This window comes from Pseudomonas sp. 2995-3, from assembly GCF_002742565.1.
Classification (GTDB): domain Bacteria; phylum Pseudomonadota; class Gammaproteobacteria; order Pseudomonadales; family Pseudomonadaceae; genus Aquipseudomonas; species Aquipseudomonas edaphica.
The window spans coordinates 84254-106775 of the sequence record NZ_LJSB01000081.1 but is presented as its reverse complement, the minus strand read 5'-3'; the positions used below and the strand labels follow the sequence as shown (position 1 = coordinate 106775).

Sequence of the window (22522 nt, the reverse complement as noted above, 5' to 3'; positions counted from 1 at the left end):
CGATTTCTTCCTCTGCCTGATCTGGATGATCGGCCAGTTGGCAGTTGGTACCGCCGCAGTGAGGGCATTTGGTCCCGGTGAGATTTCCATATGGCCCAACCCAGTGGATGCCGATCTTGTTGCAATTGCCACAGATCATCACGGCCGAACCCTCACCGCGATCCGTCCGCCCTTGATCGCAGCAGCAAGCTTTGGCGGCAGTGCCGACACAGGCAGGTCGCGCGGCAAGCCGGCGCCGAGGATGATCAGGCTGCGTTCGATCTCGGCGATCTGCTCGTCGATTAGCGATTTAACCGGTGCGGTAGTCATGCGTCCTCCTTGCGCTGCGTGGTGATCTTCAGCAGCCGCTGGCAGTAATGGTTGAATTCTTCGACGGTGATCGCGTCGCCGGTGAGCATGTTGGTGATCATTGGTTGCACTACCACCTGGGCGCCCGGCTCGCTGGCAGGGTGCTCAAGGCATTCAAGCGCCTCATCGATCAGGATGTGCGGGCTCATAGGTCTGCATCCACGTCGTCTTCGCGCTCTTCCCGTTCCGCTGCTACAGCGTCTTCGGCATAGGGCCTCAGCAGCGCCACGGCGATCTTCTCGACCGCTTCAATGGGCCGTTGCTGGCCCAGCAGGTCGGCAGCGTGGGACCGGGCATCGCTCTGGCTGCCGAGCATCGCCGACAGCAGCAGGCGGGCAAACGAATCACGCTGATCCAGGCCGTCTATCTGGCGCTGGTTCAGGTGGCCCTGCAGGACAGTGCAGAACCGGTCGAACGTCACAACCTGCGGCTGGCCGTAGCGCCGCTTCCACTTGATGTCGACGCCGCACACCAGGCGCTCCGCCGAATGCTCAAGCCAGTCAGCCACCTCATCGCTCTCGCTGACCTCTGGAGGCAACTCAGCGTCGAAACGCTCCTGGCAAATATTCAATGCTGCGTTCATGGTCGCCTCCAAGGTGGCGGGTTGTTCACCTGTATTCGTCAACACTCATGCCTCCCGCTGGTTGCCGATGGGCGCGGGGGAGGAGTGCTGACGTAATAGAGGTGGGGAAGGGTAGGTGCCGGTCTTTCCCGGCTGTCATGGGGCTGGTCGTCAGGCTGCGGCCGTGATCACCACCAATACGGTGTTGACCATCGTTCCGGCTTGCTTGAATGAGGCTTCTGGTAGGGTTTCGATACTGCCCCCGCGCTGCTCTACGATCCCGCGAAAGTCCCGGGTCAGAGCGTCATCGCGGAAGGTCACACCGGAAGGCATGATCGCCACAAGCCGACCACCGGGCTTGAGGAACTTCAGGGCGTGAACTACGTGGTGAATGTCGCTGCGCTTCTTGTCGAATGGCGGATTCATCAGCACCCGGTCATAGATGGGCTTCGGCTCGACCTGCAGGAAGTCGCCGGGTTCGAAAACTCCCGACAGTGGCAGCTTCAGCTCGATCAGAGCTTTATGGTTGTCCGGTAGTAGTTCGTGCATGTCGACCATGACGCCTACCGCTGCACCGTTGGCGGCCACCGCCAGAGCGCCGCGCCCTGCGCTTGGCTCCAGCACCATCATTCCGTCACCGATCATGGCGAGATCAGCTGCCTGTTTTGCAACGTGTGGCGGAGTGGGGAAGAAGCCGAAGTCCTGCGGCACGGTAACTTCACCAGTCATCAGGATGTTTTCGATTGCGTCTGCAGCGTCACCGGCGAACAGGTGTGCCTTTGCCTTGGTATTCCACTTGCCGCCGGCGGCCTTCAGCGTCTTATCGAGGCGCTGGTACAGGCTCTTATCGAGCTGGCCGCCCGTAATGAACAGCTTGTTGTCTTCGGTGCGCGAGGCGCTGAGCAGCGCCATTACTTCGTTGTCGACTTTCATGTGTTGCTCTCCGTTGATTTCCAATGCCGCCTCATAGAAGCGGCATCAGTAAATCTGTGGCGCCGTGACCCGCTACTGGCGTCGGTCACTGGCTTGAATCAATTGTTCTTCCAGCCGCGGGCCTTTCGGCTTGTTCTCCCGCTGGATAACTGTTCTTGGCGCTTTACGCTGCACGCCCGGGTCAGTTGCCAACCCTCTGAACCGTTTAGGCCGGTTCATCGCTGCCTTTGAATCTGGGCCGGTGGTGATCCGGCAAGGGGTGTCGCTAAAGAGCGGCGCAGGTTTAGCTGCTGGCCGGCGTTCTTCGTAGCTGGCTTGAGTTGAATTTAAGCAAGCTGAAATTAACGTGTCAAGCATGCTTAATTAAATAATTCAGATTGCTGAAATTTACAGGCGATAAAAAGCCCGCTCATCGGCGGGCTCTTTTATGAGTCGCAGTACTCGCGCCAGCCGATCCGGACGGCTCCGCCTTCCAGGTGCTCGACCCTTATGCCGGCGGTGTCGCCGATATCCTGGATGACCTGGCGCCACGCTTCAGGGCTTTCGTCGTCGCGTCTGGATACCTCCACCAACTGAATCCTCTGGACCCGGGGAGAAGTGATCAAGCCTTGCAGGCGGCGGCCAACAAGCTCGTAGGAGTTTCGTGGTTTTGATGCGGAGTAGGGTGCCTGGTTCATGCGTCGCTCCTTGCGAATACTGTATACATACACAGTATTTGTACTGACATATCTTGGCAAGAGGCCGGCAGCAAGTTTCATGCATAAATGCATATTTTGACGTAAAGGCGAGAGTCGCCAAGGATGCCTGAGCCGCAGGCAAAGAAAAGCCCGCGATGGGGAGTAGCGGGCTTAAAGGGATGTTCACTAGGAGCTGAGGTAACCATAGGTCCTCTACTGTGAAAAGGTTGTGAAAGGTGGCGCTCAGTAGGACGTAGCGATTGCATGAGCCAGTTGCATGTCAGACATCAGTGGCGAGCTGAAGGTCGAGCGATAGTACCTAGATGCTTGCTCAAACTGAGCGCCGCGAATCTCGCCGTCCGATCCGATGAACGCAAGGGCGTCAGCCTTTGCAGGCTTGAAGTTATTCGATGCGAGCATGGTGAACCCGGTAGTGCCTGCAACGGTGTAGGTTGGAGCCATCAGTACAGACAGCATCGAGTTGTTATAGGAGTCATCGGACCCCTCAGAGGCATGAGCGTTGATCGATACCAGTAGGGCTACCGTCATAATCTTCCATGAATCCATTCTTCGTTGCTTCCATTGCGTTTAAAGTAGAGCGCGATCGGGTTCCAGCGGGGGGGAGCCAGAAGGCCGTCACTCAGGCATCTTTAGGTCGACATCAGAGCGAGGTCGCTATCGCCTGCGCCAGCTGCATGTCGGACATATGAGGCGATGTGTAGGCCGAACGATAATACCGGGACGCCTGCTCAAACTCCGCACCGCGAATCTCGCCGCCTGAGCCGATGAATGCTAAAGCGTCGGTCTTGGCCGACTTGAAAACCTTTGGCGGCTCGGTCGTGAGGGATGTGGTCGCCCCAATTAAAATGGTTGGCGCGGAGATTGTGAGAAATATTGCTGCAGCGATAGGGTTAGCGCCATCACCTGATACGGCCTGCGTGCTGACCGATGCCAGTAAGGCGATCGCCAGGGTCTTCCATGAGTCCATGCTTCGTTGCGTCCACTGCGATCAGAGGGGCCACCATAGCAGAGGAGGGCGCTTGGCAGAAACAAGAAGCCCGGCGCTGGGTCGGGCTCGATGATGGCTGCTTATGCTGCTACCGCCAGGGTAACAGCTCTCACAAGCACCAGGATCTTCACAAGGCGGCCTTCAGAAGGACTTTGCATTCGGCGTCGTATTTTTCACGCAGCTTGGCAGTGCTAGCTGGCGTCATCCGCCCTGGTGTCTCTTTGTGCAATTCCACCATTTTTTGCGCAACTTCTTCCTGAGCCTGCGGGGTATAGCCAGCATGCACCAATAGTAAATAGGAGGCTCTTGAGGACTGACTGCGGCTTATGTCTGGCTGGTCACCAGCTACTGAAAGCACTTCGTAGTAGGCCGCGCAGTGGAGATCTCTCTCTTTTGGGGTTTCTGCTTGAGCGGTTAAGGAAATGCAGGTGAATATGGCGCAGAAGGCCAGTGGCATCGAGGATAGGCGCATGAAAACGAGTCCATTCGAGAGGGGCGAAGATTTTATCAGCTCAGATGACAGATACAAGAAGCCCGGCGCTGGGCCGGGCTCTTAATACTCGCAGCAGGGCGAGCAAGAATTACAGAATACTTACAAGATACTTAAGCTCTTTTTTGTAGCGCTCTGCCGAACTATTGACCTGTAGGCGCTTGCCTTCAACATTATGGAAGCTACCAACTTTTAGCTTTTCAATTGGAATACTCTTTGCGCCACTAATTCGGCCGGTAGATACAAAGTCATCAGTAATCACGATGGATTCTGCCGGGTCGCCAAAATCAAAAAGATCAGGGTATTTTTCTGCAACTGAGAGGGCTCTCTCTATATACATGCGAGAGGCACTGTCAGGGGTAGACTTTAGCCTGCTTTTTGCGCCAGCCATAGTTATTACAATGGCCGCCACTTTAGGGGATGATCTGCCTCCGGCCCGATGATTCCATACGGAAAAGTCTTTTTTAGGGTTTGATAGATGATCGAGTGTCAGATCGAGAGAATCTATAGAGTGCTCATCCACCCGAACCGGAATGATAACTGCGTCGGCTGCGCACCACGCCAAGTGAGTACCACCAGCGTAGAAAGGGCTGGTATCCATCAGTATTTTTTCTAGCTTCCGCTCCTTAGCCTCCTTGTCCAGTACAGCCCTGAGGATCTCAAGGAGATTCTTAATGGCCTTGGTGTTTTGCTGGGCATTTGCAATCTGCAACTGCTGGTAAAGAGTCGATGGGAACGCAAACATTTCGGCGTCACCAGGTATTACATAAGAGGTCTTGCCGCCTTTAAATGAATCGCAAGACTGGCTAGCTCGGTATGAAATATCATCTGGCACGTCACCAAACGCCGCGCCTAGTAGCGCGGGCTGCAAGGCGTCGAGCAGCGTGTACTCTGGTTCTATACCTCGCATCAAGTTTTCTGTCAGATTACGTTGCGCACAAAGATCTGCAATCAATAGCGAATGTTTTCGAGAGATTTCATAAGCCAAGTTGAATGAAAGAGTTGACTTCCCCACGCCTCCGCGAAGGGTGGTAACGGCATAATTCCTATATTTTAAATCGCCCTCGCGGACAAAGCCCTCTTCAACCACAAGCCGGTGGTTTTCCAAAATCGTATCAATACTTGAAGTCAATTGAATATCCTTTCGCAAGAGGGCTCGAAATGAGCGTTTCGGCGAAATTAACACGCAGGCGGTGCAGGTGCAACATGATCGTGCAGGCGCAGCAGGTCATGCAGGTGTGGCAGGAGCTGAATAGGTGTGCAGGTGGTGCAGGTGGTGCAGGTGGTGCAGGCGATGCAGGTTAATCCAGTGCCCGTACAATCTTTCCCGCCTTCACCTCATCCGCACGCCATAGAAGTGGTTCAGCGCTATCAGCTCAACCACAGCCACGATGGTGCAAAGCACAACGAAGCCAGGGCTGAACACCCGCTTGCGATTAGATGAACTGTCGTCCGGCCAAATGCCAGCTTCGGCTGTGAAAACCACCATGAGCGCCAGCAGAGTATAGGTCCACACCTTGCTCCAAAAGCTTTGCTCTCTCCATGCGGTCATTGGCACATCCTGGGCAGCCGCATCAGGAAAACCAGCCATACCCAGGGCACTTCATGGCTCTAAGGCGACGCGAAAGCGCTAGAGACTCTGTAAATTGAAAATACGAGGCGCCGAGCTTGGATCGCTGTGAGTACTGCAAAATATCCAAAGTCCGCTGGTAATCTGCGCTTTGCTTGAAGTTACGACACTGCTCAACCCGTTCAGCTTCCGTTACAGGCATCGGTACTGCGTCGATCTGTTTTTCGTACTCAGTTTTTTCTTTTGGCGTGCTGTAGCAGCCGGAGATGAAAAGCGGGGCGACTATTAGAGTCGCGATCCGAAAGGCATTCATTACCACATTCCCTTGTGTATACGAGCGCTAATCAGCTCGCGATATTTCGATTTAGCTTGCCGCTCGGGCATATCCCCCGGGCACACTTGCGGATCAGTAAAACTTCTGCAGCGCCTGCACAACCACGCCCACGATCCGGCAGTGCTCGTCGACGGCCTCGATCGGGTAGCTTGGGTTCAGCGGCTTCAGGAACAGCCGACCACCATCACTGACCAGCTTCTTGAATGTGGCTTCGTTGCTGTCCGGCAGCTTGGCCACGACCAGCTTACCTGGTGCAACCTCAGCCTCAGTGTCCACCAAGATCAGAGTGCCCTCAGTAATGCTCTGGCCGGCGGGCGCCGTCATCGAGTCGCCTTTGACTGTCAGCCAGAACGCAGGGCCTTTGGAGTCGTACTCCGAAAACTCGTAGGTGTCCGAGATACCGGCCGGGTAGGGCTCCACTGCTTCCGCCCAGGCGCCGGCGGCAACCCAGCTCACAACCGGGTAGCGGAATGATTTGGTGGGCTGGGCGGCAGGGGAGACGTTCGACTCTGAAACCTCACGCTCTTCCCCTTCGCCAATAGCAAGCCACTCAGCCCGGAAGCCGGTCGCTTTCGCCAGGGCGTAAAGATTCTCCGGCCGGAGGCTTTTGCTCTCACCAGTGATCCATTGAGTGACGGCAGAGTTTGCAACACCACATAGCGCTGCAATCTCGCCCTTCTTTTTCCCGCTGAGCTGTATGGCTCGGGCAATACGTTCGTGTCTTTCCATGGACTCAATATTAAGTTAACTGAATTTAAGCATGCAGTAGGCAGAAAACGCCGTTGACTCGATAACTTAAGCATGCTGAAATTGCGTCAGAGTCGAACGAGGATGCGCAATGAATACGCATGAAGTCGCCGAATTCTTCGGCAGCAAGACAAAGCTGGCACTGGCCTTGGGCATCCGCCCGAGCGCAGTGACCATGTGGGGGGAAACCATTCCCGAATCCCGGCAGTACCAGATTCAGGTTCTTTCCAAGGGCAAGTTCAAGGCAACAAAGAAGGCCCAGGCCGCCTGACATCCATGTCCGCCGATCCATTGAGCAAATGATCGCTTCTGCATCGGCAGGGCGCCACGGAAACAAATTTGAGGTTTTACGAATGGAAGACTTTTTGGATGCGTGCCAGGCAGCAGTGAAGGGCAACGAGCCCAAGAATCTGGCTGCAAAGATGGGTGTTCCACACGTTGGCCTGCTTCAGCGCGCGAACCCGGACAACGAGGCTCATCACCTGACCGTGGAGCATCTGTTCGGGATCTTGCTGCACACCGGCGACATGCGCCCATTGCAGGCCCTGGCCAATGAGTTCGGCTTTGACCTGGTATCGAAGTCGGCGCCGGAGCCGCAAGCGCTCACCAAGTCGCTGATCAACGTAGGTAAGGAAGTTGCCGACCTGACGATCGCGGTGCACGAAGCGCTGGACGACAACCACGTCAGCTCTTTCGAAAAGAGCCTGATCCGCCAAGAGATCAATCACGTTCGGCAGAGCCTGGACGTGATGGATGCGTCGGTGAAGGCAGCCTGAATAGCAGGCACAAAAAAGCCGACGTTCGAGGTCGGCTTTTTCTACAGCGGTAAACAACTGGAGCGAATCATGCACCAACACACAGAATCGATCAATACCCCCAACATTCCCGCGCCACGTTTTTCGCAATCGCAAAACGTGGCGCGGACAATGTCATCTCGGGAAATCGCCGATCTGGTCGAGGCCCGGCACAACGATGTGATCACCACCATCGAGCGTCTTTTTGCCAAAGGGCTTTTACGATCAGATCGTAAAACTCGTCGTGAAGCCACCGGCGGCCGACCGATTGATGTCTACGACCTGACCGAGCGTGACACGCATCTGGTTGTGGCTGGCTACAGCGACGAGCACCGCGCACGAGTTATCGACCGCTGGCAGGAACTGGAAGGGCAGGTTGCGCAACCACAACAGCTTTCCACCATCGAAATCCTGCAGATCGCCATGGAGTCTGAGAAGGCCCGCTTGATGCTCACCGCCCAGGTCGAGCAGCAGGCGACCAAGATCCACTCCCTGGAGAACCTGTTCAAGGAAGGCATGACCCACACCCAGTTCTGCAAGGGCCTCAATGGGGTCAACGTCATGCAGGTGGGCAAGTACCTGGAAGCACGCAGCTGGCTCTACAACGAGAGCAAGTCCGGCCTACGTCACCGTGTTGGCTCCTATGCGCGCGACAAGTACATGACCGAGCACCAGGTCGAAGTCACCCCGCACGGTAAAGACCCTTTCATCTCCTACACACCGGTTCTGCTGAAGAAGGGCGCCACACGCCTGTACGACCTGTACCTGGCTAGCGAGCTGCCCATGAAGAAGACCTGGGACGGCTTGTTCACGCACGAAAAAGCAATGCGAGGTGCTGCGTGAGCATGGGTCTTATGGTCGCCGCGATGAAGCTTCGCGTCGGCAATCCATTGCGCAAGCTTGTCCTGATCAAGCTGGCCGACAACGCTAGCGACATCGGCGAGTGCTGGCCGTCCTATCAGCACGTTGCCGACCAGTGCGAAATAAGCAAGCGTTCTGTCATGAACCACATCACTGCCTTGTGTGAGGCGGGGCTGTTGCGCAAGGAGATCCGGAAGGGTGGCCCAAAGGGGAATTCGTCAAACGTTTACTTCCTCACCCTCGACGGTGGTGGTGCACCTCCTGCACCAGGGGTAGTGCAGCAGGTTCGCCAGGGTAGTGCAGCAGGTTCACCCCCTGGTGAATCTCCTGCACCAGGGGGTAGTGCAGCAGATGCACCCAGAATCAGTAACTCTCTTGAACCAGTCATGGAACCGGTCATTGAACCAATTACGCCCCAGGCTGCCGCCAAGGTCGTGACGGGGCAGGTCTTGCCATTCGCTCCCCAGCAACCACGAGTTGAGATTCCCGCCGACATGCCGGGGCCGAAAGACCAGGCCTGCAAAACCTTTAAGGTCTGGGCGAACTACGCCATGGCCTACCGCAAGCGTTACGGCGCCTGGCCGGTGTGGAACGCAAAGATCGGCAAGCAGATGGCGCTGCTGGTCGACCGCCTTGGTGCTGACGTCGCACACCACGTCGCCGCCCACTTCCTGAAAGCCAGCGATGCCGCCGTTCTGCGCAAGTGCCACAGCGTCAACGAGCTGTTGGTCAATGCCGAGAGCTATCACACCCAGTGGGTAACCGGGCAGCGCATCAACGGCACAACTGCTCGCCAGATGGAACGGACCGAGGCGAACCATTCCGCAGCCGAGCAGGCCGCCCAGATGGTTCTGGCCAAACGCCAAGCAGGTGACCGCAATGAATACCTTTGAAATGAACGACCAGCAGGTTGCCGGGCTGGCCGCCGCGATCTGTGCCACCGCCGAGGCCATGGGCCAGGAAATGAACCCAGGCACTGCCGCAATGATGGCCGAAGATCTTTGCGCCTACCCGGTGCCGGTCGTCAAAGCCGCGTTGAAGGCCTGCCGCTTTGAGGTGAAGGGCAAGCTGGCGATGGCCGACATCCTGCAGCGCGTCCAGTCCTCCGATGGGCGCCCCGGCAAGGACGAGGCCTGGGCCATCGCCATGACCACCAACGACGAATTTGAAACCGTGGTGCTGACCGACGAGATCCAACTGGCCCTGGCTGCTGCGAAACCCATCTTGGATGGCGGCGACAAGATCGGTGCGCGCATGGCGTTCATTGATGCCTACCAGCGTTTCGTAGGGCAGGCCCGCGAGGATGCGAAGGCAGTCAATTGGCACGTGTCGGTGGGCTTCGACGCCAACCGCCGCATCCAGGCCGTCACCAAGGCTGTGGAACTGAAACGCATTCCCCAAGAGCACGGCCAGAAGTACTTGGCTGACCTGAGCATTGTTCCAGTTACCGAGGATGGCCGCGCCATTGCTGGATTGCTCACAGGCACCGTCACCCAGCCAAAGCCGCTGCTGCGCGCAAAGCTCGAGATTGTGAAGAGCTCGATGCTGGAAATGCGGAATGCCAGCGCCGTGAGAAAAGACGAAATGCGGATTGAAGCTGCCAATGAACTGGCGGATCGCCGGGCGCTGCTGGTCAAGCAGGCCCGGGAACTGGAAGCGAAGAGGGCGGCGCAATGACCGACAAAATCAGCGTCAACTGCCAGGCCAAGCTCTCCGAGGTCATCACCAAAATCAGCGCCATGTACAAAGACAAGAAGTTTGTCGTGGTGACCCTGCGCCCGGGCAAGGACCGCACGCTCGACCAAAACCGGCTGTGGTTCGGGATGTACAAGCGCATCGCCGAGATGACCCAGATCGGCGATGCGGCCGACGCTCGCCGTTACTGCAAGCTGCACTTCGGCGTGCAGATCCTGCTGAATGAAGATGCTGGCTTTCAGGCCGAGTGGTACCGGGTAATGCGTCATCTGCCCTACGAAACGAAACTGGCCATGATGGGCGAGTGCCACTTGTTCGGCCCCGACGGCTTTCCGGTGACCAGCCTTTTCAACCGCGCCCAGGGCATCAATTACACCGATCGCATTGCGGCCTATTTCACAGGCCAAGGTGTGGTTTTCACTGATCTACTCAGCAAGGAGGCTGCATGATCGCCAAGCAACCCAAACCGAAGAAGTGTAGGAACCCAGCATGCGGCATCAGCTTTCCGCCGCAGCGCCTGGGCCAGGCCGTATGCAGCCCGAAGTGCGGCCTGGCCATCAAGGACGTGAACCAGGCGAAGGCGCGCAAGTCGCTGGCCCAGGTCGAGCGCCGCGAGATCAAGATCCGCAAGGAGAAACTGAAGAGTCGCGGCGAACACATGCGCGAGGCTCAGCAGGCGTTCAACGAATACATTCGCGCCCGGGACCAGGCCGCCGGGCACCTCTGCATCTCCAGCGGCAAGCCGTTGGACTGGAGCGGCAACGCAGTCGATGCCGGCCACTACCGCAGCGTTGGCTCCGCGCCGCACCTGCGCTTTGATGAGCGTAACTGCCACGCCCAGAGCAAGCAGGACAACCGATTCCTTTCGGGCAATGCCGTGGATTACCGGATCGGCCTGATCGCGCGAATCGGCCAGGAAGCGGTTGACGCCCTGGAAGCCGACCAGAGCGTGCGCAAGTACTCCGTCGAGCAGATCAAGGGCATCAAGGCCTACTACAGGGCAAAGACCAGAGAACTGAAGAGGGCTGCAGCATGAAGATCAATTCAGCACGCCAGGCGTGGCATGACTGCAACTACAACCCCGCGCCGGGTCAGTCCTCAGATGCCGCGGAGCTTGGGGTGGTGGTGCAGAGCAGCGAACGGGGCCCTACGGCAAATCATGCGGTGCACGGTGCTTTGGCCGGCCATATCCAGTCAGCGATAGCGCGTCTCCACTACCAGTTGCGGGCCTTCGGCAACGCCATGTACGCGGCAGAGCCGACCGATGATGATCGGGAGGAGGCGGAAGATGCGGTTTTCAACCTGGCGTGCTCTCGGGTAGAGCGCATGACTTCCAGTAAGCGTGAACGTGCCGCGTACGTTGCAAAGGGCGTGTTTCGCCGCTATCGCTACATGCACCAGGGGGGGCAGTCTTCCAACCCTGATCCGCTCATCAAGCCAGAGGTCTTTCGTGCATGGGTGGAAGGTCAGTACGGCATCAAGCTCTCCTCAGCAGCTTGGGGGAGGGATTGGGAGCCTTTTGTGCAGCTCTGCTTCGATGCCTGCTACGACATCGACGCCAAAGCACTGAGCCCAATTGGCGGGATAATTTACAAGATGAAAGAGGCCGCTTGACTTCCCGCACGGCTGAGGGCATTATTTCCCCATAGTTAGTATTTTGCCTTCGGCAACTTGCACTGGAAGTTCAAGAAAACCCGGCCATCGAGTCGGGTTTTTTATTGCCCACGGAAAGGGCGATTCAGCAAAAGGAATTTGCAGATGTTGAAAGAATTCAGATGCGGTAACTGCAAAAGACTTCTCGCCCGTACGGGTGGGTTTACAGAGCTCCAGATCAAATGTTCCCGATGCGGGACGTTGAATCATGTGAAGGCCACGAGCCTCGAGCAATCGCCTTTGAGCGACATGAGTGCGGAATCCTCCGCGAACAATCAGTCGACTCAATAGGTAAACAATATGAGTTTTCAATTTACTCCGTTCACAGCCAATGGCAGCTCCGTGCTTCCGCCGCGAAACCTCATGAGCGCTGGCCAGTTTCTGCAGTCTCCTAATAAGCGCTTCCGACTGGTTTATCAGCCGGACGAGAATCTGGCGCTATACGATGGCGAATCAATCGTATGGATCGCAGACGCAAGTAATGCGTACGTGACCCAGATGATTTACAAGTGGAAGGCCGTTTCGACGCCTCAGCTTTTCATGAACTACAGCCTGGTGCTGAACGACTTTAGGCGTCAGCGCATTTGGCAGACAAAAAACAGCGACGTTCCGGGCGGCGATAAGTACTTCGATACCCTTGCACAGCGAACTCATCTTCAGCTGCAGGATGACGGCAATATGGTGATCGTTGAGCTGGCTCCGCTTTGGACCACCTCCGGCCTGCCAATTGTTTACGATCAGCCTTCATACATCTTCCCTCCCAACACTTTCCTTGAGGTCGGCAAGATCTACAGCGTTGGTAGCTATGGCGTGGTATTCCAAAGTGATGGGAATCTGGCTGTCTACGGCCCAGGCAACGCTCTTGTTTGGGCGAGCAACACCCAGGGCAAGGGCGGTACCAGTTGCTTGATGCAGGGTGACGGCAACTTGGTGATTTTCAACGCCAGCGGTGTTGCGTTGTGGCATACGAATACAGGCGGGAATCCAGATGCGGTTCTGAGCCTTCAGGCAAACGGCCGCCTCACCATCACTCAGGCGCGTCCCGCTTGGGCTCGATTTGGCTACACGCCGACGATCCGCGCTCGCAAAGTGTACTACCCGAACAACGCTGATCCGGAGCAAAACAGCACCAGTCCGTACCCGACTTATGGCCATATCGGCTATGAGTTCTAAACACTGACGGATGTGCCTATTCAGGCCTTCGGCATTGCAGTGGGCCTGATTACAAGAAGGTCGAGAACCTCACCTCATCGCCTCTGAGCGACATGAAAGCGGAATCCTCCGCGACAAATCATTCGACTCAATAGGTGACAATATGACTGTACGTACACTCGGTAAAAAATTTCAAAACATCACTATCAACGGCAACGCGGTCTTTATCGCAACATTGATCGCGCCGCAAGACAACCCGCATGGTCTAATTCTGCGATCCTTAACTAACGGCCGCGAAATTACCTATGGCACAAGTCGCCCAACCGGCGACCGGTTTGACTTGACCCAAATTCGAGTTCCGAGTGGGTATTTGCTTACGAACGATCTATTTGTTCCCGCAGGAAATGGTGTATTCATGAATACAAGTGCGGATTTCGTGATCCCAGTCCAGATGTCTTGGGATGTACTAAGCGCCGACGGTACTGTTGCATAAGTTACGACGAAGGACGAGCCCTGCAGCGGTGTAGCGATGCAGGGCTTTCAAGCAATACCGCGCGGCTAAGGTCGCGCACCCATTCAAGGCCCAGCCATCAAGCTGGGCTTTTTCGTTTTCGGCCCCGCCACACCCTTCGCTCTAAGCAGGGAGTGCCGTCGGGGCTGACCTATTTCAAACATGCCCCACGGAGTCGAGCGCATGGAGTATCTACAGCGCCTGCTCGACAAGATCGACAGGTTCGAATTACTGATCGCGGGCCTTGTTGGGGCTGTGATCGCCAGCTGGTGGCACAAGGACGACTTGAACGACTGGCGTGCCTGGATGATCTTCCTCATCACCGGTATGGCCTGTTCGATCTACCTCACCAGCATGGTCAGCACTTACCTCGGCGTGACCGAGCCGAAGATCGTCGCCGGCATCGGCTTCCTGCTGGGGGCATTCGGCGGCTCGCTCCTGGCAGCCATCAATCGGGCCATCAAATCCGCTGACCTCTGGGCGCTCATTCGCCAGCGGTTCGGGGGAGGCAATCCACCATGAATCTTGAACTGATCAACTCCATCGCCTGCGGCCTTATCGCGCTGTGGGCAGCCTGGTGCGTACTGAGTGGGAAGGTGAGGGATGGCATCCTCGGGAAGCTGATTTATTCGGCCATCGCCATCAGCGGTTTTGTCGTTATGGCTCGCAGCCAGAACATCTTCTTCGGCCCGACCAGTGCTGGACTGACGCTGCATGTGTCCCTGGCCCTGGCCGGAGCCCGGCATGTCTTCATGGTCACGTACTGGCAGCCGGTAAAAGCCTGGCTGTGCCGGACGCTGAACTGCGAGCACTGCATGAGCTGTGACAAGGCGCCAGGTGGTGTCGAGCGCCGAGGCAAGTAATCCGCGCCACGTTTTCGAATGCGCCAAATCGTGGCGCGCAATCATGAGGGTTTCAGATGACGACCATTGCCTACAAAGACGGCGTGATCGCCTATGACTCCCGCTGCACCCGTGGCACCACCATCCTGGATGACGACGCCAACAAGCTGTACGCGGTCAAGGGCGTCTCCTTTCTCTGCACTGGTGCGAACTGCGACTTCCCGGCGCTGATTGACGCCTTCTTCGGAGGTGAGGCCCCAGCCGCAGTAGAGGCTTCAGCCTTGGCTTGGGATGGGTGCACGCTTTGGCTGGTCGGGCACGATGACAAGACTGGCGGGTGGAAAGATGCCCTTGAGCTTGATCGGCCATATGCGATTGGCAGCGGATCAGCTCACGCCTTGACTGCTATGGATATGGGCGCCACTGCATCTGATGCGATTCGAATGGCGAAGAAGCGCGACACCTGCACTGGTGGGCGAGTTCGCAAGCTGATGATTCGCAAGGCAGGGTAGGTGTGCCGCAGGTGAGTGCGGCACGCTTTGAGGTTAAGACTATTTGATCACTTTCACCGTGGCGGTGATCTCGTAGGTAGAGAAACCCTTAGCCTGGAAGTCATCCCAAACAGTTTGGGGGTCGAAGCCGATCAGTTTTTCGGATGTATCGAGCTCTCTGAGCTGCTCCTCCACTTGCGGGCCTATCCAGAGCTTTTGTTCATCCGATAGATCGTTCAGCGCTTTGTCTTCTGGAATGGCTAGCGCCCGATGTTTTGACTGGTTGTAGTAAGCCCTTACCTTGAATTTCATCGTCTTGCTCCTTGAGTGTTGGAGCAACATCAATACTGGTAAATGTTCGCATCATCAAGTTACGCGGAGCTTTCAAGAGGGTGATATGACACTAGCTCGCCCATACCCACCATCGACACTGCTGGAGCTGTCCGACCTGAGCGACTTCGGCATCCGCCTCACTCCAGCACCCGAGGCATGGGAATGGTTCCAAACCGAGATACTTGCCGACACCGGCAGCATTCACAACGAAGACCATGCCCATCTACTGGATGCAGACATCCGGATTATGTGGGCGTCGTCGAGCTTCGAGAAGCAGGGCCGCACAGTCCTGGGTCAGGCCGAGCAGGTAGCGTTCCGCGCTGGTGGCTGGCAGAAAGCCCGAATGGAACAACAGATGCGTGATTGGTTCGGCGACGTGCCTGCCTTCATCATCACGTTGGCTGCTGACTACTGCGCCCAATGCAGCGACACCGACTTCTGCGCGCTGGTAGAGCATGAGCTTTATCACATCGCACACGCCAACGATAAGTACGGTCAGCCAGCCTTCACCAAGGAGGGGGCGCCGAAGCTAGAGATGTGTGGACACGACGTCGAAGAGTTCGTCGGTGTCGTCCGCCGCTACGGTGCAAGCCCTGACGTTCAAGCGTTGGTGGATGCTGCAAACAGTCCTGCTGAGGTGGGGAAATTGAACATTGCGAGGGCCTGCGGAACCTGTCTGCTCAAGTCGGCCTGATTTTTGACAGGCATTAGACGGAATTCAACCTATGGCAGCCCTGAAAAATGAGGTGAAAGGCTTCATCGTTCAGGCGTTGGCGTGTTTTGACACTCCCTCCCAGGTGGTGGAGCAGGTCAAACAGGAATTCGGCGTTGAGATATCTCGCCAACTATGTGAATCGCACGATCCCACCAAGCGCGCCGGGGTGAACTTGGCGGTCAAGTGGGTGACGCTGTTCCATGACACCCGCAAGCGGTTCCGCGAAGAGACTGCTGAGATTCCAATCGCCAACCGCGCCTATCGCTTGCGCGCGCTTGGACGCATGGCTGTAAAGGCCGAGAACTCAAAGAACATGGCACTCACTGCCCAGCTACTGGAGCAGGCCGCCAAAGAGGTCGGCGACGTCTACGTGAACCGCCGCCTTGAACCTGAAAAACCCCTTGGCTCCCATGCGGACCAACAGCACGCCGTTGCTGAATACACGCTGGAGCCTGATGAGAATGTCCCGACTACCCCGCACCTTTGATGCTCCGGTCAAACTGACGCCCAAGCAGGCGAACATTTACTGCTGGGGCTTCCAGCCTGAGGCCCGATTCCGCGATGCGGTGTGTGGCCGCCGGTTCGGTAAAACGTTCCTGGGCAAGGCGGAGATGCGCCGCGCGGCTCGACTGGCAGCTGAGTGGGGCGTGAGTGTTGAAGACGAGATCTGGTACGGCGCACCGACCTTCAAGCAGGCCAAGCGCGTGTTCTGGCGGCGCCTGAAGCAGGCAATTCCCGAGGCATGGCGTGCACACCGCCCAAACGAGACGGAATGCTCGATCACGCTCAAGTCTGGCCACGTCATGCGCGTGGTGGGGCTCGACAACTACGACAACCTGCGGGGCTCCGGCCTGTTCTTCGTCCTGGTGGATGAATGGGCAGACTGCCCGTGGGCGGCGTGGGAAGAAGTGCTGCGGCCGATGCTATCGACTTGTCAGTACCAGATTCCAGGCGTTGGTATGCGCAAGGGCGGCCATGCGCTGCGCATTGGCACTCCGAAGGGCTTCAACCACTGCTACGACACTTATTTGGACGGTAAAACAGGCGGCGAGCCGGATCACAAGAGCTGGCAGTACACCTCGTTACAAGGCGGCAACGTTCCTCCAGAAGAGCTTGAAGCTGCCCGCCGCAAGATGGACCCGCGCACCTTCCGGCAAGAGTACGAAGCTGGCTTTGAGAACTACGCGGGTGTCGTCTACTACACGTTCAATCGCGACGAGTGCCGAACCAGCGAGCGAATCAAACCGGGCGAGGCGTTGCACATCGGTATGGACTTCAACGTCATGAAAATGGCCGCCGTCGTCTATGTCGTGCGTAACGATCTGCCAATGGCCCTGGATGAGTTTCACGGTGTTCGGGACACGCCGGAGATGATCGAGAAGATCCAGGCACGGTTCCCTGGGCACTCGGTGGCGGTCTATCCCGACGCTAGCGGGCAGAACACCAGCAGTAAAAACGCGAGCGAGTCCGATTTGTCGCTGCTTAAAAAAGCAAAATTCACGGTGATCGTCGACTCCACAAACCCAGGCGTGAAAGATCGCGTGAACTCGGTAAACGCCATGCTCCTAAACGCCTACGGCGAGCGACGACTGAAGGTCAACATCGATCAGTGCCCTCAGCTCACCCTGTGTCTTGAGCGACAGACCTACACCGACAAGGGTGAGCCGGACAAAGATCCGAAAAAGGGTCATGACCATATGAACGATGCCGCCGGCTACTTCATCGCCAAGCGCTATCCGATCAAAGCGATCGTCACTTCTATCAAAATGGGATACGCCCGATGAGCAACGACGTCTCCTTCAAGCGGGCGGAATACACGGCAGTGCTGGACCGCTGGGCGACCGTTCGCGACGTCTGCGCGGGCCAGCACCGTGTTGTCGATCGGCTGCCGTACATCAACTCGCACGACAAGTCGCCGGAGAACGAAGACCGGAACCGGGCTTACCGCGAGCGAGCAGTGTTCAAGAATGCCACCGGGCACACCCGTAACGGTCTGCTGGGCCTTGCCTTCCACAAGGACCCGACGCTGACAGTGCCGAATAAGCTGGAGTACCTGCAGGACAACGCCAACGGCTCCGGAGTGAGCATTTACCAGCACTCACAAGGCACGCTTGAGAAGGTGCTTGAGGCTGGCCGTCACGGCCTATACGTCGACTATCACCAGGATGACGGCATCGGCGGGCACTCGGTGATCCTGTCCTATTGCGCCGAAGACATCATCAACTGGCGTACAGGCATGGTAAACGGCCATAGCGTGCTGACCCTGGTGGTGCTGCGCGAGTCGCCGGAGATCCCGGAAGGGTTCGGCTACAAGACGGCTGAGCAGTACCGGGAGCTGGCGCTTGAGGATGACGGTTTCGTTTGCCGTGTTTGGCGCCGGTCCGGGCCGGAAGGTGGCGGGCCGCTGGCGGTCATCGAAGAGTTCAGGCCGGAAGGCGTCACCGGGCGCCTCAAGGAGATCCCGTTCACCTTCGTCGGCGCGCAGAACAACGACCCAAGCATCGACGAGTCACCGCTCTACGACATCGCCATGATCAACCTGGGCCATTACCGGAACAGCGCCGACTACGAAGACAGCGTCTTCTGGTGCGGTCAGGCCCAGCCGTGGATCAGCGGGCTGGATGAGCCCTGGCGCGACTGGATGGAGAAAAACGGCATCTATGTCGGTTCCAGAGCCCCGATGATGTTGCCGGTCGGAGGCGCTTTCGGCTACGCCCAACCTGCACCGAATACGCTGGTCAAGGAGGCCATGGCTGACAAGAACCAGATGATGATCGAACTGGGTGCGCGGATGGTGGTGGCGTCACTTGCCACCAAGACCGCTACCGAGTCACGCGGTGATCAGTCGGCCTCCACATCAGTCCTGGCTGGCTGTGTTGCCAACGTCAGCGAGGCCTACACGCGAGCCATTATGTGGTGCTGCATGTACATGGGTATTGCCGACAAGAAGGTCGCCTATCAGGTCAACCAAGAGTTCGTCGAACTGACGGCTGATCCGCAGATGATCACCGCACTGGTTGGCTTGTGGCAGCAAGGCGGTTTCGCCAAGGCAGACCTTCGGGCCTACCTGCGCAAGCTGGGCCTGATCGCACCAGAGCGCACTGACCTGCAGATTGACGGCGAGCTGGAAGAGCAGGGCGACGGCCTGGACCTGGACGACGAGGACAAACCAAATGGCGGCAAACCAAGCAATCCTTGATGCCACCATCCGGCACGCGGTCTTCCTCGAAAAACTCAAGGCGGGGGAGGTGGGCAAGTTTGCTCCCTTCCTCAAGGAGATTGACCGCTCGATCCGTGACAGGCTCACTCAGTCCGACCTGACCGAGTACAACGTCAAGCGTCTGGAAGCGCTGCTGAAGGAGGTGGATAGCCTGCTGCTGGGTATCTTCGACCGGTACAGCGCGCAGTTGAACCTCGACCTGGTGGACATCGCCAACTACGAGGCCGATTTTGAGGCAACCAGTCTTGCCAGATCGGCGCCGGTTGGCGTGTCGCTGGATGTGGTCGCGCCGACGGCTGCTGCAATCCGTACCGCAGTACTGACCAATCCGCTCAGCGTGCGCGGTACAGGCGGCGGGAAGCTGCTGAAGGCCTTCATCAAAGGCTGGACCAACGCAGAGCGTGAGCGTGTCACCGGCACCATTCGGCAAGGCTTCTTCGAAGGTCAGACAAACTTCCAGATCACCCGCAACATTCGCGGTACCAAGGCGGCAGGTTACAAAGACGGCATCTTGGCCGTCACCAACCGCAATGCCACCACGGTCGTGCACACCGCGATTCAGCATGTGTCGTCCCAGGCCCGAATGGAGGTGGCCAAGGCCAATACGGATATCGTCGAAGAGATCCAGATGGTGGCGACGCTGGACAGCAAGACCAGCCAGCAATGCCGCTCTATGGACAAACGCAAGTTTCCGGTGGATTCAGGCCCAAGGCCGCCGTTTCACCCGAACTGCCGCACCACGTTCATTCTGCTCACCAAGCTCAGCGAGATGTTCTCCAAGGGCGCTACGCGTGCCTCGGTGGGTGCTGATGGTGGACAGCAGGTCAGTGCCGACCTCGATTACTACCACTGGCTCCAGCAGCAGCCGGCCTCGTTCCAGGACGTCGCCATCGGGCCCGTCCGGGCCAAGCTGTTCCGTGAAGGTGGCTTGACCGTGGAGCGATTCGCCGAGCTTCAACTAGACCGTAATTTCACGCCATTGACTTTGGTACAGATGAAAGCGCTTGAGCCTCTGGCGTTTGAAATGGCAGGGCTCTCGAAATAATGGCACTCTGGTGGCGTTTTGTATCTCAGCGAGAAGAGAGCCATGGAGTTTCAAAAGGACAAGCGTCATTACCTAACCGATGAATTCTTAGGGACAGATGAGGGTTGCGGTATCTTCATCCCGGCTAACAAGGCGCTGTATAGCTTTGTCAGGGAGAACTCAAGTCACACCGATCCAGCGCAGGTCGCATCTAAGGCGCTGATCATTGGTCGAAGCTTGGCGGCATCAGTGGAACGTCGAAAAAAGGATGACGATGATGACTATGAGGGATCGACGGGAAGCTTCTACGCTCGACTTGCTGAGTCTATTTGCAGTTCGGACCTAGCACTTGAAGCATCTTTTTTACCAGTCGGGAAAAGGCTTACTGGAAGCGCCACGACTGCGGTTAACAAGGTGCATTCTCGGCTCTGCGACGCAATAACCAAAGTGACCAAAAAAGACGCTAGTAGCTTTGCTTCCAAATATCTTCATTTTCATTACCCGACGTTGTTCCCGATGGTCGACTCGCGTGCTCGCGAAGCTCTCAAGTGGATAGCTGATGAAGAGTCCATGGTTTTTGCTCCCACAACAGCTGGTATGTCGAAGAACTACGCAGTCTATATGGCGTTTTACTTAAAGGTTCGAGACCTCTTTGAGGAGGAGTTGGGTTACGAAATCAGTCTTAGACATATCGATAATATTTTGCTCAATCGCTACGACAGTTGGATTTAGAGAACAAACAAATAGACCCGCCTCGGCGGGTTTTTTTACGCCTGCAAAGCGGGCAACTCATACCCAAGGGGTGCATCAACGTGGCAGAAGAAAACGAAATCGACCTGGAAAACCCGGCAATCAAGGCCGCTATCGCGACTGCCGTTGAAGCCTCCGTTTCCGGTTTGAAAACCAAGAACTCGGAACTGCTGGGCAAGCTGAAGGAAACTTCCGGCAAGCTGACCCAGTTCGAAACCCAGTTTGAAGGCATCGACATTGATGCAGTGAAAGGCCTGCTCAGTCGTGCTGGCCAGGACGAAGAAACCAAGCTGCTGACTGAGGGCAAGGTCGACGAGGTCTTCAACCGCCGCACTGAGCGCCTTCGCGGTGACTACGACAAGCAGTTGAAGACCATCAGCGAGCGCGCCGAGAAGGCTGAATCCTTCGCTGCCAAGTTCCAGGGCAAAGTCCTGGGCGACTCGGTACGCGGCGCAGCGCTGAAAGCCGGCGCTCTGCCAGAAGCAACAGATGACATCATCCTGCGCGCCAAAGGCGTGTTCACCCTTAACGAAGATGGCGATGCAGTCGCCGTTGATGAATCCGGCCAGGTCATCCTCGGTAAAGACGGCAAGACCCCTCTGACTCCGCTCGAATGGGCGGAATCTCTGCGCGAAAGCGCACCTCATCTGTGGCCTAGGGCTTCAGGGACATTTGCCCCGGGCGGGGGTGGCGGCAAGGCTGCATTCAAGCGCTCCGAAATGACCTCCGAGCAGAAGCGCGACTTTCAGCGCAAGCACGGCCAAACCGCATATCTCGCATTGCCAAAGTAAGGGGATTGACCCATGGCTACAACCGTTAACAGCGACCTGATCATCTACAACGATGAGGCGCAAACTGCATACCTGGAGCGTGTCCAGGACAACCTGGATGTATTCAACGCATCGTCCAACGGCGCAATGGTGCTGGACAACGAGCTGATCGAAGGCGACTTCCGCAAGCGCGCTCTCTACAAGCTGAACGGCTCTCTGGAGCACCGCGACGTCAACTCTGACGGCAAGGTAACTGCCAAGAAGATCTCCGCCGGCGAAGCTGTTGGCGTCAAAGCTCCATGGAAGTACGGTCCATACCAGACCACCGAAGAGGCGTTCAAGCGCCGCGGTCGTCCGGTCGAGGAGTTCTCCCAGATCGTCGGTGCCGACGTTGCAGACGCGACCCTGGAAGGCTTCATCCAGTACGCAACCGCCGGTCTGCGCGCCGCCATCGGTTCCAACGCTGACATGGTGGTTTCGGCCAACATCGAAACCGACGGCAAGAAGACGCTGACCCGCGGCATGCGCAAGTTCGGTGACAAGTTCGGCCGTATCGCTCTGTGGGTCATGCACTCCAGTGCTTATTTCGACATCGTCGACGAAGCGATCACCAACAAGATTTACGAAGAAGCCGGTGTCGTGATCTACGGCGGCCTGCCTGGCACCCTGGGCAAACCTGTACTGGTGACCGATACCGCGCCGGCGGACGTGATCTTCGGCTTGCTGCCAAACGCGGTAACCATCACTGAGTCTCAGGCTCCGGGCTTCCGTTCCTACGAAGTGAACGACGAAGAGAACCTGAGCATTGGCTACCGCGCTGAAGGCACCGTGAACATCGACGTGCTCGGCTACAGCTGGAAAGCCACCACTGGCGGTTCCAACCCGACCTTGGCTGCCGTCGGTTCCGCTGCCAACTGGGTCAAGCATGCGGGCAGCAACAAAGTCACCGCCGGCGTGATGATCACGCTGACCGCAACGCCTCCTATTACTGGCGGCTAAGTCTCAAACTCAACGCGTGGCCAGCAATGGCCGCCTTGGAGA

Annotated in this window: 35 protein-coding genes; 22 read left to right on the top strand and 13 right to left on the bottom strand. The window is 57.2% G+C overall.

The genetic code is table 11. The annotated features are described in order from the left end of the window. Positions 1-138: 138 nt before the first annotated feature. The 12 genes from AOA62_RS32000 to AOA62_RS04470 form a co-directional block, all read right to left on the bottom strand. Positions 139-309 (bottom strand): hypothetical protein, encoded by a 171-nt coding sequence (locus tag AOA62_RS32000; protein WP_178075616.1) that lies wholly within the window; start codon positions 307-309, stop codon positions 139-141. Further along, complete coding sequence (locus AOA62_RS04515; protein ID WP_099547995.1) at positions 306-497, bottom strand: hypothetical protein; 192 nt, start codon at positions 495-497, stop codon at positions 306-308. Before AOA62_RS04515 ends, AOA62_RS32000 begins: the two co-directional genes overlap by 4 nt. Beyond that, positions 494-931 (bottom strand): hypothetical protein, encoded by a 438-nt coding sequence (locus AOA62_RS04510; protein ID WP_099547994.1) that lies wholly within the window; start codon positions 929-931, stop codon positions 494-496. Before AOA62_RS04510 ends, AOA62_RS04515 begins: the two co-directional genes overlap by 4 nt. A 150-nt stretch (positions 932-1081) precedes the next feature. After that, positions 1082-1843 carry a class I SAM-dependent methyltransferase gene (locus tag AOA62_RS04505; RefSeq protein WP_099547993.1) on the bottom strand — a complete coding sequence of 254 codons (762 nt, stop codon included), beginning with the start codon at positions 1841-1843 and terminating at the stop codon, positions 1082-1084. Positions 1844-2268: 425 nt separating this feature from the next. Then, complete coding sequence (locus AOA62_RS04500) at positions 2269-2520, bottom strand: DUF1654 domain-containing protein (RefSeq protein ID WP_099547992.1); 252 nt, start codon at positions 2518-2520, stop codon at positions 2269-2271. A gap of 243 nt (positions 2521-2763) precedes the next feature. Then, entirely contained in the window at positions 2764-3087 is a 324-nt protein-coding gene (locus tag AOA62_RS04495; protein WP_099547991.1) for a DUF2388 domain-containing protein, read from the bottom strand. 94 nt (positions 3088-3181) lie between these two features. After that, positions 3182-3508 (bottom strand): DUF2388 domain-containing protein, encoded by a 327-nt coding sequence (locus AOA62_RS04490; protein ID WP_099547990.1) that lies wholly within the window; start codon positions 3506-3508, stop codon positions 3182-3184. A 148-nt stretch (positions 3509-3656) separates the two neighbouring features. Beyond that, complete coding sequence (locus AOA62_RS31325) at positions 3657-4001, bottom strand: hypothetical protein (protein ID WP_143521741.1); 345 nt, start codon at positions 3999-4001, stop codon at positions 3657-3659. 109 nt (positions 4002-4110) lie between these two features. After that, positions 4111-5151 (bottom strand): ParA family protein, encoded by a 1041-nt coding sequence (locus AOA62_RS04485; RefSeq protein WP_099547989.1) that lies wholly within the window; start codon positions 5149-5151, stop codon positions 4111-4113. 201 nt (positions 5152-5352) lie between these two features. Next, positions 5353-5571, bottom strand: a complete 219-nt coding sequence (locus tag AOA62_RS04480; protein WP_099547988.1) for a hypothetical protein — start codon at positions 5569-5571, stop codon at positions 5353-5355. A 22-nt stretch (positions 5572-5593) separates the two neighbouring features. Continuing rightward, positions 5594-5902, bottom strand: a complete 309-nt coding sequence (locus tag AOA62_RS04475; RefSeq protein ID WP_099547987.1) for a hypothetical protein — start codon at positions 5900-5902, stop codon at positions 5594-5596. 93 nt (positions 5903-5995) lie between these two features. Next, a complete protein-coding gene (locus AOA62_RS04470; RefSeq protein ID WP_099547986.1) occupies positions 5996-6652 on the bottom strand; it encodes a LexA family transcriptional regulator in 657 nt (218 codons plus the stop codon). Positions 6653-6761: 109 nt separating this feature from the next. Here AOA62_RS04470 and AOA62_RS04465 point away from each other — a divergent pair, with 109 nt between their 5' ends. The 14 genes from AOA62_RS04465 (at position 6762) to AOA62_RS04405 (ending at position 14690) form a co-directional block, all read left to right on the top strand. Then, the gene (locus AOA62_RS04465; protein WP_099547985.1) at positions 6762-6941 is read left to right on the top strand and encodes a Cro/CI family transcriptional regulator; all 180 of its coding nucleotides are present in this window, start codon (positions 6762-6764) and stop codon (positions 6939-6941) included. 82 nt (positions 6942-7023) lie between these two features. Next, positions 7024-7446, top strand: a complete 423-nt coding sequence (locus AOA62_RS04460; RefSeq protein WP_099547984.1) for a phage regulatory CII family protein — start codon at positions 7024-7026, stop codon at positions 7444-7446. 69 nt (positions 7447-7515) lie between these two features. After that, positions 7516-8307: a Rha family transcriptional regulator gene (locus AOA62_RS04455; protein ID WP_244657789.1), complete on the top strand. Its 792-nt coding sequence runs from the start codon at positions 7516-7518 to the stop codon at positions 8305-8307. After that, on the top strand, positions 8304-9218 hold the full coding sequence (locus tag AOA62_RS04450) for a helix-turn-helix domain-containing protein (protein ID WP_099547983.1): 915 nt from the start codon (positions 8304-8306) through the stop codon (positions 9216-9218). Before AOA62_RS04455 ends, AOA62_RS04450 begins: the two co-directional genes overlap by 4 nt. Continuing rightward, positions 9205-10002 carry a hypothetical protein gene (locus AOA62_RS04445; protein ID WP_099547982.1) on the top strand — a complete coding sequence of 266 codons (798 nt, stop codon included), beginning with the start codon at positions 9205-9207 and terminating at the stop codon, positions 10000-10002. The genes AOA62_RS04450 and AOA62_RS04445 overlap by 14 nt, the downstream gene beginning before the upstream one ends. After that, positions 9999-10469, top strand: a complete 471-nt coding sequence (locus AOA62_RS04440) for a hypothetical protein (protein WP_099547981.1) — start codon at positions 9999-10001, stop codon at positions 10467-10469. The genes AOA62_RS04445 and AOA62_RS04440 overlap by 4 nt, the downstream gene beginning before the upstream one ends. Beyond that, complete coding sequence (locus AOA62_RS04435; RefSeq protein ID WP_099547980.1) at positions 10466-11056, top strand: recombination protein NinG; 591 nt, start codon at positions 10466-10468, stop codon at positions 11054-11056. Before AOA62_RS04440 ends, AOA62_RS04435 begins: the two co-directional genes overlap by 4 nt. After that, complete coding sequence (locus tag AOA62_RS04430; RefSeq protein WP_099547979.1) at positions 11053-11634, top strand: hypothetical protein; 582 nt, start codon at positions 11053-11055, stop codon at positions 11632-11634. The genes AOA62_RS04435 and AOA62_RS04430 overlap by 4 nt, the downstream gene beginning before the upstream one ends. A 144-nt stretch (positions 11635-11778) precedes the next feature. Next, complete coding sequence (locus AOA62_RS04425; RefSeq protein ID WP_099547978.1) at positions 11779-11964, top strand: Com family DNA-binding transcriptional regulator; 186 nt, start codon at positions 11779-11781, stop codon at positions 11962-11964. A gap of 9 nt (positions 11965-11973) precedes the next feature. Beyond that, positions 11974-12846: a putidacin L1 family lectin-like bacteriocin gene (locus tag AOA62_RS04420; protein ID WP_099547977.1), complete on the top strand. Its 873-nt coding sequence runs from the start codon at positions 11974-11976 to the stop codon at positions 12844-12846. A 142-nt stretch (positions 12847-12988) separates the two neighbouring features. Continuing rightward, a complete protein-coding gene (locus AOA62_RS31320) occupies positions 12989-13318 on the top strand; it encodes a 3-methyladenine DNA glycosylase (protein ID WP_143521739.1) in 330 nt (109 codons plus the stop codon). 201 nt (positions 13319-13519) lie between these two features. After that, a complete protein-coding gene (locus tag AOA62_RS04415; RefSeq protein WP_003218335.1) occupies positions 13520-13858 on the top strand; it encodes a hypothetical protein in 339 nt (112 codons plus the stop codon). Further along, positions 13855-14199: a hypothetical protein gene (locus AOA62_RS04410; RefSeq protein ID WP_099547976.1), complete on the top strand. Its 345-nt coding sequence runs from the start codon at positions 13855-13857 to the stop codon at positions 14197-14199. Before AOA62_RS04415 ends, AOA62_RS04410 begins: the two co-directional genes overlap by 4 nt. A 56-nt stretch (positions 14200-14255) precedes the next feature. Then, complete coding sequence (locus tag AOA62_RS04405; RefSeq protein WP_099547975.1) at positions 14256-14690, top strand: proteasome subunit beta; 435 nt, start codon at positions 14256-14258, stop codon at positions 14688-14690. 39 nt (positions 14691-14729) lie between these two features. On the opposite strand, the gene AOA62_RS04400 is transcribed toward AOA62_RS04405, so the two are convergent. Beyond that, positions 14730-14981 carry a hypothetical protein gene (locus AOA62_RS04400; protein ID WP_099547974.1) on the bottom strand — a complete coding sequence of 84 codons (252 nt, stop codon included), beginning with the start codon at positions 14979-14981 and terminating at the stop codon, positions 14730-14732. Positions 14982-15066: 85 nt separating this feature from the next. Here AOA62_RS04400 and AOA62_RS04395 point away from each other — a divergent pair, with 85 nt between their 5' ends. The 8 genes from AOA62_RS04395 (at position 15067) to AOA62_RS04360 (ending at position 22480) form a co-directional block, all read left to right on the top strand. After that, positions 15067-15696, top strand: a complete 630-nt coding sequence (locus tag AOA62_RS04395) for a putative metallopeptidase (RefSeq protein ID WP_099547973.1) — start codon at positions 15067-15069, stop codon at positions 15694-15696. A 31-nt stretch (positions 15697-15727) separates the two neighbouring features. Then, positions 15728-16204, top strand: coding sequence for a DUF2280 domain-containing protein (locus AOA62_RS04390; RefSeq protein ID WP_099547972.1), 477 nt, complete (start codon positions 15728-15730; stop codon positions 16202-16204). Continuing rightward, a complete protein-coding gene (locus AOA62_RS04385; RefSeq protein WP_099547971.1) occupies positions 16179-17501 on the top strand; it encodes a terminase in 1323 nt (440 codons plus the stop codon). The genes AOA62_RS04390 and AOA62_RS04385 overlap by 26 nt, the downstream gene beginning before the upstream one ends. Then, positions 17498-18916, top strand: a complete 1419-nt coding sequence (locus AOA62_RS04380) for a DUF4055 domain-containing protein (protein WP_099547970.1) — start codon at positions 17498-17500, stop codon at positions 18914-18916. Before AOA62_RS04385 ends, AOA62_RS04380 begins: the two co-directional genes overlap by 4 nt. After that, entirely contained in the window at positions 18891-19982 is a 1092-nt protein-coding gene (locus tag AOA62_RS04375) for a minor capsid protein (protein ID WP_099547969.1), read from the top strand. Before AOA62_RS04380 ends, AOA62_RS04375 begins: the two co-directional genes overlap by 26 nt. A gap of 42 nt (positions 19983-20024) precedes the next feature. Beyond that, positions 20025-20693: a hypothetical protein gene (locus AOA62_RS04370; protein WP_099547968.1), complete on the top strand. Its 669-nt coding sequence runs from the start codon at positions 20025-20027 to the stop codon at positions 20691-20693. An 80-nt stretch (positions 20694-20773) separates the two neighbouring features. Then, positions 20774-21502: a hypothetical protein gene (locus tag AOA62_RS04365; RefSeq protein WP_017479625.1), complete on the top strand. Its 729-nt coding sequence runs from the start codon at positions 20774-20776 to the stop codon at positions 21500-21502. Between the two features lie 12 nt (positions 21503-21514). Next, positions 21515-22480, top strand: a complete 966-nt coding sequence (locus AOA62_RS04360) for a major capsid protein (protein WP_099547967.1) — start codon at positions 21515-21517, stop codon at positions 22478-22480. The last annotated feature ends 42 nt before the right edge of the window (positions 22481-22522 follow it).

Coding starts and splice junctions, on each gene's coding strand:
- AOA62_RS32000 (WP_178075616.1), bottom strand. CDS start 309: ATGACTACCGCACCGGTTAAATCGCTAATCGACGAGCAGATCGCCGAG.
- AOA62_RS04515 (WP_099547995.1), bottom strand. CDS start 497: ATGAGCCCGCACATCCTGATCGATGAGGCGCTTGAATGCCTTGAGCAC.
- AOA62_RS04510 (WP_099547994.1), bottom strand. CDS start 931: ATGAACGCAGCATTGAATATTTGCCAGGAGCGTTTCGACGCTGAGTTG.
- AOA62_RS04505 (WP_099547993.1), bottom strand. CDS start 1,843: ATGAAAGTCGACAACGAAGTAATGGCGCTGCTCAGCGCCTCGCGCACC.
- AOA62_RS04500 (WP_099547992.1), bottom strand. CDS start 2,520: ATGAACCAGGCACCCTACTCCGCATCAAAACCACGAAACTCCTACGAG.
- AOA62_RS04495 (WP_099547991.1), bottom strand. CDS start 3,087: ATGGATTCATGGAAGATTATGACGGTAGCCCTACTGGTATCGATCAAC.
- AOA62_RS04490 (WP_099547990.1), bottom strand. CDS start 3,508: ATGGACTCATGGAAGACCCTGGCGATCGCCTTACTGGCATCGGTCAGC.
- AOA62_RS31325 (WP_143521741.1), bottom strand. CDS start 4,001: ATGCGCCTATCCTCGATGCCACTGGCCTTCTGCGCCATATTCACCTGC.
- AOA62_RS04480 (WP_099547988.1), bottom strand. CDS start 5,571: ATGACCGCATGGAGAGAGCAAAGCTTTTGGAGCAAGGTGTGGACCTAT.
- AOA62_RS04475 (WP_099547987.1), bottom strand. CDS start 5,902: ATGAATGCCTTTCGGATCGCGACTCTAATAGTCGCCCCGCTTTTCATC.
- AOA62_RS04470 (WP_099547986.1), bottom strand. CDS start 6,652: ATGGAAAGACACGAACGTATTGCCCGAGCCATACAGCTCAGCGGGAAA.
- AOA62_RS04465 (WP_099547985.1), top strand. CDS start 6,762: ATGAATACGCATGAAGTCGCCGAATTCTTCGGCAGCAAGACAAAGCTG.
- AOA62_RS04460 (WP_099547984.1), top strand. CDS start 7,024: ATGGAAGACTTTTTGGATGCGTGCCAGGCAGCAGTGAAGGGCAACGAG.
- AOA62_RS04455 (WP_244657789.1), top strand. CDS start 7,516: ATGCACCAACACACAGAATCGATCAATACCCCCAACATTCCCGCGCCA.
- AOA62_RS04445 (WP_099547982.1), top strand. CDS start 9,205: ATGAATACCTTTGAAATGAACGACCAGCAGGTTGCCGGGCTGGCCGCC.
- AOA62_RS04440 (WP_099547981.1), top strand. CDS start 9,999: ATGACCGACAAAATCAGCGTCAACTGCCAGGCCAAGCTCTCCGAGGTC.
- AOA62_RS04435 (WP_099547980.1), top strand. CDS start 10,466: ATGATCGCCAAGCAACCCAAACCGAAGAAGTGTAGGAACCCAGCATGC.
- AOA62_RS04430 (WP_099547979.1), top strand. CDS start 11,053: ATGAAGATCAATTCAGCACGCCAGGCGTGGCATGACTGCAACTACAAC.
- AOA62_RS04425 (WP_099547978.1), top strand. CDS start 11,779: ATGTTGAAAGAATTCAGATGCGGTAACTGCAAAAGACTTCTCGCCCGT.
- AOA62_RS04420 (WP_099547977.1), top strand. CDS start 11,974: ATGAGTTTTCAATTTACTCCGTTCACAGCCAATGGCAGCTCCGTGCTT.
- AOA62_RS31320 (WP_143521739.1), top strand. CDS start 12,989: ATGACTGTACGTACACTCGGTAAAAAATTTCAAAACATCACTATCAAC.
- AOA62_RS04415 (WP_003218335.1), top strand. CDS start 13,520: ATGGAGTATCTACAGCGCCTGCTCGACAAGATCGACAGGTTCGAATTA.
- AOA62_RS04410 (WP_099547976.1), top strand. CDS start 13,855: ATGAATCTTGAACTGATCAACTCCATCGCCTGCGGCCTTATCGCGCTG.
- AOA62_RS04405 (WP_099547975.1), top strand. CDS start 14,256: ATGACGACCATTGCCTACAAAGACGGCGTGATCGCCTATGACTCCCGC.
- AOA62_RS04400 (WP_099547974.1), bottom strand. CDS start 14,981: ATGAAATTCAAGGTAAGGGCTTACTACAACCAGTCAAAACATCGGGCG.
- AOA62_RS04395 (WP_099547973.1), top strand. CDS start 15,067: ATGACACTAGCTCGCCCATACCCACCATCGACACTGCTGGAGCTGTCC.
- AOA62_RS04390 (WP_099547972.1), top strand. CDS start 15,728: ATGGCAGCCCTGAAAAATGAGGTGAAAGGCTTCATCGTTCAGGCGTTG.
- AOA62_RS04385 (WP_099547971.1), top strand. CDS start 16,179: ATGTCCCGACTACCCCGCACCTTTGATGCTCCGGTCAAACTGACGCCC.
- AOA62_RS04380 (WP_099547970.1), top strand. CDS start 17,498: ATGAGCAACGACGTCTCCTTCAAGCGGGCGGAATACACGGCAGTGCTG.
- AOA62_RS04375 (WP_099547969.1), top strand. CDS start 18,891: ATGGCGGCAAACCAAGCAATCCTTGATGCCACCATCCGGCACGCGGTC.
- AOA62_RS04370 (WP_099547968.1), top strand. CDS start 20,025: ATGGAGTTTCAAAAGGACAAGCGTCATTACCTAACCGATGAATTCTTA.
- AOA62_RS04360 (WP_099547967.1), top strand. CDS start 21,515: ATGGCTACAACCGTTAACAGCGACCTGATCATCTACAACGATGAGGCG.